The 8,557-nt window shown below is 65.5% G+C and carries 14 protein-coding genes and 1 pseudogene; all 15 read left to right on the plus strand.

The genetic code is table 11. The annotated features are described in order from the left end of the window. Nucleotides 1–186 carry a type Z 30S ribosomal protein S14 gene (locus ACWD4G_RS23015; RefSeq protein ID WP_003956452.1) on the plus strand — a complete coding sequence of 62 codons (186 nt, stop codon included), beginning with the start codon at nt 1–3 and terminating at the stop codon, nt 184–186. Nucleotides 187–397: 211 nt separating this feature from the next. Further along, complete coding sequence (rpsH, locus tag ACWD4G_RS23020) at nt 398–796, plus strand: 30S ribosomal protein S8 (RefSeq protein ID WP_007384075.1); 399 nt, start codon at nt 398–400, stop codon at nt 794–796. Between the two features lie 24 nt (nt 797–820). After that, on the plus strand, nt 821–1,360 hold the full coding sequence (gene rplF / locus ACWD4G_RS23025) for a 50S ribosomal protein L6 (protein ID WP_451296209.1): 540 nt from the start codon (nt 821–823) through the stop codon (nt 1,358–1,360). Between the two features lie 3 nt (nt 1,361–1,363). After that, nucleotides 1,364–1,747 (plus strand): 50S ribosomal protein L18, encoded by a 384-nt coding sequence (gene rplR / locus ACWD4G_RS23030; RefSeq protein WP_451296211.1) that lies wholly within the window; start codon nt 1,364–1,366, stop codon nt 1,745–1,747. A gap of 39 nt (nt 1,748–1,786) precedes the next feature. Further along, nucleotides 1,787–2,392: a 30S ribosomal protein S5 gene (rpsE, locus tag ACWD4G_RS23035; protein WP_004984517.1), complete on the plus strand. Its 606-nt coding sequence runs from the start codon at nt 1,787–1,789 to the stop codon at nt 2,390–2,392. Between the two features lie 2 nt (nt 2,393–2,394). Further along, the gene (gene rpmD, locus ACWD4G_RS23040) at nt 2,395–2,577 is read left to right on the plus strand and encodes a 50S ribosomal protein L30 (protein ID WP_003974250.1); all 183 of its coding nucleotides are present in this window, start codon (nt 2,395–2,397) and stop codon (nt 2,575–2,577) included. A 2-nt stretch (nt 2,578–2,579) separates the two neighbouring features. Next, nucleotides 2,580–3,035 (plus strand): 50S ribosomal protein L15, encoded by a 456-nt coding sequence (rplO, locus tag ACWD4G_RS23045; protein WP_189782214.1) that lies wholly within the window; start codon nt 2,580–2,582, stop codon nt 3,033–3,035. A gap of 512 nt (nt 3,036–3,547) precedes the next feature. Continuing rightward, a complete protein-coding gene (gene secY, locus ACWD4G_RS23050) occupies nt 3,548–4,861 on the plus strand; it encodes a preprotein translocase subunit SecY (RefSeq protein WP_451296213.1) in 1,314 nt (437 codons plus the stop codon). Continuing rightward, complete coding sequence (locus tag ACWD4G_RS23055) at nt 4,861–5,523, plus strand: adenylate kinase (RefSeq protein WP_451296215.1); 663 nt, start codon at nt 4,861–4,863, stop codon at nt 5,521–5,523. The genes secY and ACWD4G_RS23055 overlap by 1 nt, the downstream gene beginning before the upstream one ends. Before the next feature lie 151 nt (nt 5,524–5,674). After that, nucleotides 5,675–6,511, plus strand: a complete 837-nt coding sequence (gene map, locus ACWD4G_RS23060) for a type I methionyl aminopeptidase (RefSeq protein ID WP_451296217.1) — start codon at nt 5,675–5,677, stop codon at nt 6,509–6,511. Nucleotides 6,512–6,800: 289 nt separating this feature from the next. Then, complete coding sequence (gene infA, locus ACWD4G_RS23065; protein ID WP_003948620.1) at nt 6,801–7,022, plus strand: translation initiation factor IF-1; 222 nt, start codon at nt 6,801–6,803, stop codon at nt 7,020–7,022. 60 nt (nt 7,023–7,082) lie between these two features. Next, nucleotides 7,083–7,196 carry a 50S ribosomal protein L36 gene (rpmJ, locus tag ACWD4G_RS23070; protein WP_003998809.1) on the plus strand — a complete coding sequence of 38 codons (114 nt, stop codon included), beginning with the start codon at nt 7,083–7,085 and terminating at the stop codon, nt 7,194–7,196. A gap of 199 nt (nt 7,197–7,395) precedes the next feature. Continuing rightward, nucleotides 7,396–7,776, plus strand: coding sequence for a 30S ribosomal protein S13 (gene rpsM / locus ACWD4G_RS23075; RefSeq protein WP_009300593.1), 381 nt, complete (start codon nt 7,396–7,398; stop codon nt 7,774–7,776). Between the two features lie 70 nt (nt 7,777–7,846). After that, a complete protein-coding gene (rpsK, locus tag ACWD4G_RS23080; RefSeq protein ID WP_003956432.1) occupies nt 7,847–8,251 on the plus strand; it encodes a 30S ribosomal protein S11 in 405 nt (134 codons plus the stop codon). Between the two features lie 124 nt (nt 8,252–8,375). Then, a pseudogene (locus tag ACWD4G_RS23085) lies at nt 8,376–8,557 on the plus strand (DNA-directed RNA polymerase subunit alpha); the annotation flags it as partial.

Consider the following 8,557-nt stretch of genomic DNA (forward strand, 5'->3'; position numbering starts at 1 on the left):
ATGGCGAAGAAGGCTCTGATCGCGAAGGCTGCTCGTAAGCCGAAGTTCGGCGTGCGCGCGTACACCCGCTGCCAGCGGTGTGGCCGTCCGCACTCCGTGTACCGCAAGTTCGGCCTGTGCCGTGTGTGCCTTCGTGAGATGGCTCACCGCGGCGAGCTGCCGGGCGTGACCAAGAGCTCCTGGTAATCCCGTAGTTCGGGATTCCCTGAAGCTCTCGGTAAGTAAAGGGCAGTGTCAGGTGCCCACCTCTCCATGGCTTAGGCTTGGAGGGTTGGGCGCCTGACGCCCATACGACTTACTACGCCGTAGGTCCACCGCGCCGCACCCGTCCCGTCTCGGATCGGGGAGAGGGATGGCGCATCGGGAAACCCCGGCGAGAGAGGCCACAGGCCAATTCATGACCATGACTGATCCGATCGCAGACATGCTTACGCGTCTGCGGAACGCGAACTCGGCGTACCACGACTCCGTGACGATGCCGGCGTCCAAGATCAAGTCGCACATCGCGGAGATCCTCCAGCAGGAGGGCTTCATCACGGGCTGGAAGGTCGAGGACGCCGAGGTCGGCAAGAACCTCGTCCTGGAGCTGAAGTTCGGCCCCAACCGTGAGCGCTCCATCGCGGGTATCAAGCGGATCTCCAAGCCCGGTCTCCGGGTGTACGCGAAGTCCACCAACCTGCCGAAGGTGCTCGGCGGCCTCGGCGTGGCGATCATCTCCACGTCCCACGGGCTCCTCACCGACAAGCAGGCCGGCAAGAAGGGCGTGGGTGGGGAAGTCCTCGCCTACGTCTGGTAGCGGAAGGGAACGGAGGAAACAGCTATGTCGCGTATTGGCAAGCTCCCCATCACGGTTCCCGCCGGCGTGGACGTCACCATCGACGGCCGTACGGTCTCGGTCAAGGGCCCCAAGGGCTCGCTGACCCACACCGTTGCCGCGCCGATCGACATCGCCAAGGGTGAGGACGGCGTCCTGAACGTCACCCGCCCCAACGACGAGCGTCAGAACAAGGCCCTGCACGGCCTGTCCCGCACGCTGGTGGCGAACATGATCACCGGCGTGACCCAGGGTTACGTGAAGAAGCTCGAAATCAGCGGTGTCGGTTACCGCGTGGCGGCCAAGGGCTCGAACCTTGAGTTCGCGCTCGGCTACAGCCACCCGATCACCGTCGAGGCCCCCGAGGGCATCACCTTCAAGGTGGAGACCCCGACCCGTTTCTCGGTCGAGGGCATCGACAAGCAGAAGGTCGGCGAGGTTGCGGCCAACATCCGCAAGCTGCGCAAGCCCGACCCGTACAAGGCCAAGGGCGTCAAGTACGAGGGCGAAGTCATCCGCCGCAAGGTCGGAAAGGCGGGTAAGTAAGCCATGGCATACGGGCAGAAGATCCTCAAGGGCGACGCCTACAAGCGCGCCGCGATCAAGCGCCGTCACATCCGGATTCGCAAGAAGGTGTCCGGTACGGCGGAGCGTCCCCGTCTGGTCGTGACCCGCTCCAACCGCCACATCGTGGCGCAGGTGATCGACGACCTCAAGGGCCACACCCTGGCGTCGGCGTCCACCCTGGACGCCTCCGTGCGCGGTGGCGAGGGCGACAAGTCCTCGCAGGCCAAGCAGGTCGGCGCCCTGGTCGCCGAGCGTGCCAAGGCCGCCGGTGTCGAGAAGGTCGTGTTCGACCGTGGTGGCAACCAGTACGCCGGGCGCATCGCCGCCCTGGCGGACGCCGCCCGCGAAGCCGGGCTCAAGTTCTGAGCCTGCCGTAGCTAGCGGAAAAAGAGAGAGGTAATTCCAATGGCTGGACCCCAGCGCCGCGGTGGCGGTGCCGGTGGCGGCGAGCGGCGGGACCGGAAGGGCCGTGACGGCGGCGCAGCTGCCGCCGAGAAGACCGCTTACGTTGAGCGCGTTGTCGCGATCAACCGTGTCGCCAAGGTTGTGAAGGGTGGTCGTCGCTTCAGCTTCACCGCGCTGGTCGTGGTGGGCGACGGTGACGGCACCGTGGGTGTCGGCTACGGCAAGGCCAAGGAGGTGCCGGCCGCCATCGCCAAGGGCGTTGAGGAGGCCAAGAAGCACTTCTTCAAGGTCCCCCGTATCCAGGGCACCATCCCGCACCCCATCCAGGGTGAGAAGGCTGCCGGCGTCGTTCTCCTCAAGCCGGCTTCGCCGGGTACCGGTGTGATCGCCGGTGGTCCCGTGCGTGCCGTCCTGGAGTGCGCCGGTATCCACGACGTGCTGTCGAAGTCGCTCGGCTCCGACAACGCGATCAACATCGTGCACGCGACCGTGGAGGCCCTGAAGGGTCTGCAGCGTCCCGAGGAGATCGCGGCCCGCCGTGGTCTGCCCCTGGAGGACGTCGCCCCCGCGGCTCTGCTCCGTGCGCGTGCCGGGGCGGGTGTGTGATCATGGCGCAGCTCAAGATCACGCAGGTCAAGTCCTACATCGGCAGCAAGCAGAACCACCGTGACACCCTGCGCTCCCTTGGTCTCAAGGGCATCAACACGCAGGTCGTCAAGGAGGACCGCCCCGAGTTCCGCGGCATGGTGCACACCGTCCGCCACCTCGTGACGGTCGAGGAGGTCGACTGATCATGGCGGAGAACAACCCGCTCAAGATCCACAACCTCCGTCCCGCCCCCGGTGCCAAGACCGCCAAGACCCGTGTCGGTCGTGGTGAGGCCTCGAAGGGTAAGACGGCCGGTCGTGGTACCAAGGGTACGAAGGCCCGCTACCAGGTTCCGGAGCGCTTCGAGGGTGGCCAGATGCCCCTCCACATGCGTCTCCCGAAGCTGAAGGGCTTCAAGAACCCCTTCAAGACGGAGTACCAGGTCGTGAACCTGGACAAGCTCGCCGCCCTCTACCCCGAGGGTGGGGAGGTCACCGTTGCCGACCTGGTCGCCAAGGGTGCCGTCCGCAAGAACAGCCTTGTCAAGGTCCTCGGCCAGGGCGAGGTCTCCGTGGCGCTGCAGGTGACGGTCGACGCCGTCTCCGGCTCCGCCAAGGAGAAGATCACCGCCGCCGGCGGCACCGTCACCGAGCTCGTCTGAGCCGGGGCGCCCCGCGCGACACTTACGAAGGCCGGGCAGTTTCCCTCCGGGGGAGCCGCCCGGCTTTCGGCCTTTTCGGGTATCTGTCGTGACCCGGCCAGAAATGCGGTTCCCGTTTTCGCCGGAAGCCGAAGAGTTCTGGTCGGTCAGAACGCGACCCGGAACTCACCCCGGGAACAACTCCCCTTCCCCGCCTACGAGTCGGGGGCGCAAAGCGGATATTCATACTGATAGTGAGCTGTGGGCACCCTATGGCGATCTCTCCCGTTCGGATTACCGGAGTCGAACATCCGACGGGATCTGGTGGAGGCGGGTCAACCTCGGATTGCTTGCGTGGCAAGCGAACTTCACCTGGCTGCACAGGCACTGTTAGAGTCCGTGAGGTCCACCTGTGCCCGCGCGAGGAAAGCCGTTCGGTGTCGGGGTGGGAGAAAACATCGTTCGGCCCACCGGGCCCTGTTGAAACGACTAGTCCCCGCCGCGCCCGGTGCGCGGGGGTCGCAGGAGGAACCGTGCTCACCGCGTTCGCCCGGGCGTTCAAGACGCCCGACCTGCGCAAGAAGCTGCTCTTCACGCTCGGCATCATCGTGATCTACCGGATCGGTACGCACATTCCGATCCCAGGGGTCGACTACAGCGCCGTCCAGTTCTGTGTCGACGCGGCGAAGACCAACCAGGGTCTCTTCGGCCTCGTCAACATGTTCAGCGGTGGCGCGCTGCTGCAGATCACGGTCTTCGCCCTCGGCATCATGCCGTACATCACGGCGAGCATCATTCTGCAGCTGCTGACCGTGGTGATCCCGCGTCTGGAAGCCCTCAAGAAGGAGGGGTCGGCCGGTACGGCGAAGATCACACAGTACACGCGGTACCTGACGGTGGCCCTCGCCATCCTCCAGGGCACGGGTCTCGTCGCCACCGCCCGCAGCGGTTCGCTCTTCCCGAACTGCGCGATGGCCGGCTCGATCGTCCCGGACCGCTCGATCTTCACCACCATCGTCATGGTCATCACGATGACCGCCGGTACGGCCGTCGTCATGTGGCTCGGTGAGCTCGTCACCGACCGCGGCATCGGCAACGGCATGTCGATCCTGATGTTCATCTCGATCGCCGCGACGTTCCCGTCCGCGCTGTGGGCCATCAAGGAGCAGGGCGACCTGGCGGACGGCTGGATCGAGTTCGGCACCGTCATCGCCGTCGGCCTCGTCATGGTCGCGCTGGTGGTCTTCGTGGAGCAGGCCCAGCGCCGTATCCCGGTCCAGTACGCGAAGCGGATGATCGGCCGTCGTTCCTACGGCGGGACCTCGACGTACATCCCGCTCAAGGTGAACCAGGCGGGTGTGATCCCTGTCATCTTCGCCTCGTCGCTGCTCTACATCCCGGCGCTGATCGTGCAGTTCGCCAACTCTCAGGCGGGCTGGGCGACTTGGATTCAGACAAATCTGGCGGACACGGCGGCGCCCGTCCACATCACTCTCTACTTCTTCCTCATTGTGTTCTTCGCGTTCTTCTACGTGGCGATCTCCTTCAACCCCGAAGAAGTAGCGGACAACATGAAGAAGTATGGTGGCTTCATCCCGGGCATCCGGGCTGGCCGACCGACCGCTGAGTACCTTTCCTATGTGCTCAACCGGATCACCTGGCCGGGTTCGCTGTACCTGGGTCTGATCGCTCTTGTGCCGACGATGGCGTTGGCCGGTTTCGGGGCGAACGCGAACTTCCCGTTCGGCGGTACCAGCATCCTGATCATCGTGGGTGTGGGTCTGGAGACGGTGAAGCAGATCGAGAGCCAGCTCCAGCAGCGCAATTACGAAGGGTTCCTCCGCTGATGCGAATCGTCCTCGTCGGGCCTCCGGGTGCGGGTAAGGGAACGCAGGCCGCGTTCCTGGCCAAGAACCTGTCGATCCCGCACATCTCCACGGGCGACCTGTTCCGGGCCAACATCAGCCAGAAGACGGAGCTCGGGAAACTCGCCAAGTCCTACATGGACGCGGGCAACCTGGTGCCGGACGAGGTCACCATCGGCATGGCCAAGGACCGCATGGAGCAGCCCGACGCGGAGAAGGGCTTCCTCCTCGACGGCTTCCCGCGCAATGTCTCGCAGGCCGAGGCGCTCGACGGCATGCTCGACGAGGAGTCCATGAAGCTGGACGCCGTCCTCGACCTGGAGGTCCCCGAGGAGGAGGTCGTCAAGCGGATCGCCGGCCGCCGGATCTGCCGCAACGACTCCGCCCATGTCTTCCACGTCACCTACAAGCAGCCGAAGCAGGAGGGCGTCTGCGACGCCTGCGGCGGCGAGCTGTACCAGCGTGACGACGACTCCGAGGAGACCGTCCGCAAGCGGCTGGAGGTCTACCACACCCAGACCGAGCCGATCATCGACTACTACAAGGCCCAGGGCCTCGTGGTGACGATCTCGGCCCTCGGCAAGGTGGAAGAGGTCACCCAGCGCGCGATGGACGCGCTGAAGCGCGAGGACGACGGCGAGTAGTCGTCCGTTGTCCGCGATATGCCGACGGCCATGAGCCTCGGCTGCGGTACGTCGGCCGCGGTGCCCTTGAGGGGCGCCGCGGCCGTACTGTTGTGTAGGCAGAAAAGCCCAGTAGCCCTTGAGGCGGAGAAGACGGAGAGCGCAGGCCCCCATGGTGCAGATCAAGAGCCCCGAGCAGATCGCGAAGATGCGCGAGGCGGGGCTGGTCGTCGCCGCCATCCACGCGGCGACCCGTGAGGCGGCCGTACCGGGCGCCTCCACGAAGGACCTCGACGACGTGGCCCGCAAGGTGATCGAGGAGCACGGGGCGAAGTCGAACTTCCTCGGCTACGGCGGCTTCCCCGCGACCATCTGCACCTCCGTGAACGAGGTCGTGGTGCATGGCATCCCCAGTGACCAGGTCGTCCTGAAGGACGGGGACATCATCTCGATCGACTGCGGCGCGATCGTGGACGGCTGGCACGGGGACGCCGCCTACACGGCGTTCGTGGGGTCCGGGCACTCTCCCGAGCTGCTGGAGCTGTCGCGGGTGACCGAGGAGTCCATGTGGGCCGGGATCGCGGCGATGAGGCAGGGGAACCGGCTCGTCGATGTCTCTCGGGCCATCGAGACATACATCCGGCGGCAGCCGAAGCCGGGCGGCGGCAAGTACGGGATCGTCGAGGACTACGGCGGGCACGGCATCGGGACCGAGATGCACATGGACCCGCATCTGCTGAACTATGTCGAGCGGCGGCGGGGGAAGGGGCCGAAGCTCGTGCCCGGGTTCTGTCTGGCGATCGAGCCGATGGTGTCCTTGGGGACGCCGAAGACGCGGGTCCTGGCGGACGACTGGACCGTGGTGACCACGGACGGGACGTGGTCGTCGCACTGGGAGCACTCGGTGGCGTTGACCGAGGCGGGGCCGCTTGTGCTCACTGCCCCCGATGGAGGGAAGGCCAAGCTTGCCGAGTATGGGGTTACTGCGGCTCCTGATCCGGTGGGATGAGGTCTGTCGCCGACTGCGGGCCGGTCTGTGGCTGGTCGCGCCCACGCGGCGGAGCCGCACATTGACACAGCCCCGCGCCCCTTATCAGCGGCTGCGCCGCTATAGGGGCGCGGTTGCTGTCGGGGCTGTGTACGGCGAGCCGCATAAGGATCTTCCGCCCTGGGCATCCTTACCCGAATTCGTGTTTCTCGGGGCCCTGACGTAGACTGACTCGTCGGCTCTCGTGTGTCCGTGTGTCCTCATTCGGTCGCTCGGAGTCGATCAAGGTAGTCGATTCGAAGGGCGAAGCGTGGCCAAGAAGCAAGGTGCCATCGAGATCGAGGGCACTGTCGTCGAGTCTCTGCCGAACGCCATGTTCAAGGTCGAGCTCCAGAACGGCCACCAGGTCCTGGCACACATCAGCGGCAAGATGCGTATGCACTACATCCGCATCCTCCCTGACGACCGGGTCGTGGTGGAGCTGTCTCCGTACGACCTGACGCGTGGCCGGATCGTCTACCGCTACAAGTAGATCTTGCCCAGGCCCCGTGCGAGCGGGGCCGTCGGCAACTGACCCGGAGAACCTCACCCAATGAAGGTCAAGCCGAGCGTCAAGAAGATCTGCGACAAGTGCAGGGTGATCCGCCGTCACGGTCGGGTCATGGTCATCTGCGAGAACCCGCGCCACAAGCAGCGCCAGGGCTGACGCACGTACGACCGTTCCCTCTGCATCCACATCGCAGGGATTCGCGCGACGCGAGCTGAATATGTTCATACGCAGGACCCGGATCGCTCCGAGCGGTCCGACACCCCCGGTTCGGAGGCCGGGGACCCAGTTCGTACCTGGTACGGCGGCTGGGAACCGGTTCTGTGGAAGACCTCCGAAGATCACCAGGAGCCATTGAATGGCACGCGTTTCCGGTGTTGACATCCCGCGCGAAAAGCGCGTGGAGGTCGCCCTGACCTACGTGTTCGGCATCGGCCGGACCCTCTCGAAGGAGACGCTGGCTGCGACCGGCGTCGACCCGAACACCCGCGTTCGCGACCTCTCCGAGGAGCAGCTCGTCGCGATTCGTGAGTACGTCGACAACAACATCAAGACCGAGGGTGACCTCCGTCGTGAGATCCAGGCCGACATCCGCCGCAAGGTGGAGATCGGCTGCTACCAGGGTCTCCGTCACCGTCGCGGTCTGCCCGTCCGCGGTCAGCGCACCAGCACCAACGCCCGCACCCGCAAGGGCCCGCGTCGCGCCATCGCCGGTAAGAAGAAGCCGGGCAAGAAGTAGTCCGCAGCGGACAACGCTTCATCAGCGGTCTTCGCTGTAGGACCGACCACCTCCCCGTAGGAGTTAGTAGATGCCCCCCAAGGGTCGTCAGGGCGCTGCCAAGAAGGTGCGCCGCAAGGAAAAGAAGAACGTCGCTCACGGCCACGCGCACATCAAGAGCACGTTCAACAACACGATCGTCTCCATCACGGACCCGTCCGGCAACGTGATCTCCTGGGCCTCCGCCGGCCACGTCGGCTTCAAGGGCTCCCGGAAGTCCACGCCGTTCGCCGCGCAGATGGCCGCCGAGTCGGCTGCCCGCCGCGCCCAGGAGCACGGCATGCGCAAGGTCGACGTGTTCGTGAAGGGCCCGGGTTCCGGTCGTGAGACCGCGATCCGTTCGCTCCAGGCCACCGGTCTTGAGGTCGGCTCCATCCAGGACGTCACCCCGACCCCGCACAACGGCTGCCGTCCGCCGAAGCGCCGCCGCGTCTGACCTCGTCAGCCGCTTCACGGTCTTTGGGTTCGGGCGGTACGTCCCTTCGGGGGCGTACCGCCCGTACCCTTGTAGTACTCAAGGGCATCAAATAGTGGGTGCCCATGACTGAAGGATTCACTTCATGCTGATCGCTCAGCGTCCCTCGTTGACCGAAGAGGTCGTCGACGAGTTCCGCTCCCGGTTCGTGATCGAGCCGCTGGAGCCGGGCTTCGGCTACACCCTCGGCAACTCCCTGCGTCGTACGCTCCTGTCGTCGATCCCCGGCGCTGCTGTCACCAGCATCCGCATCGACGGCGTCCTGCA

The sequence above is a fragment of the Streptomyces sp. NPDC002643 genome (assembly GCF_053592555.1).

What these genes read in the sequence shown, in the direction of transcription:
- ACWD4G_RS23015 (WP_003956452.1), top strand. Translation starts at nt 1, where the DNA reads ATGGCGAAGAAGGCTCTGATCGCGAAGGCTGCTCGTAAGCCGAAGTTC.
- rpsH (WP_007384075.1), top strand. Translation starts at nt 398, where the DNA reads ATGACCATGACTGATCCGATCGCAGACATGCTTACGCGTCTGCGGAAC.
- rplF (WP_451296209.1), top strand. Translation starts at nt 821, where the DNA reads ATGTCGCGTATTGGCAAGCTCCCCATCACGGTTCCCGCCGGCGTGGAC.
- rplR (WP_451296211.1), top strand. Translation starts at nt 1,364, where the DNA reads ATGGCATACGGGCAGAAGATCCTCAAGGGCGACGCCTACAAGCGCGCC.
- rpsE (WP_004984517.1), top strand. Translation starts at nt 1,787, where the DNA reads ATGGCTGGACCCCAGCGCCGCGGTGGCGGTGCCGGTGGCGGCGAGCGG.
- rpmD (WP_003974250.1), top strand. Translation starts at nt 2,395, where the DNA reads ATGGCGCAGCTCAAGATCACGCAGGTCAAGTCCTACATCGGCAGCAAG.
- rplO (WP_189782214.1), top strand. Translation starts at nt 2,580, where the DNA reads ATGGCGGAGAACAACCCGCTCAAGATCCACAACCTCCGTCCCGCCCCC.
- ACWD4G_RS23055 (WP_451296215.1), top strand. Translation starts at nt 4,861, where the DNA reads ATGCGAATCGTCCTCGTCGGGCCTCCGGGTGCGGGTAAGGGAACGCAG.
- map (WP_451296217.1), top strand. Translation starts at nt 5,675, where the DNA reads ATGGTGCAGATCAAGAGCCCCGAGCAGATCGCGAAGATGCGCGAGGCG.
- rpmJ (WP_003998809.1), top strand. Translation starts at nt 7,083, where the DNA reads ATGAAGGTCAAGCCGAGCGTCAAGAAGATCTGCGACAAGTGCAGGGTG.
- rpsM (WP_009300593.1), top strand. Translation starts at nt 7,396, where the DNA reads ATGGCACGCGTTTCCGGTGTTGACATCCCGCGCGAAAAGCGCGTGGAG.
- rpsK (WP_003956432.1), top strand. Translation starts at nt 7,847, where the DNA reads ATGCCCCCCAAGGGTCGTCAGGGCGCTGCCAAGAAGGTGCGCCGCAAG.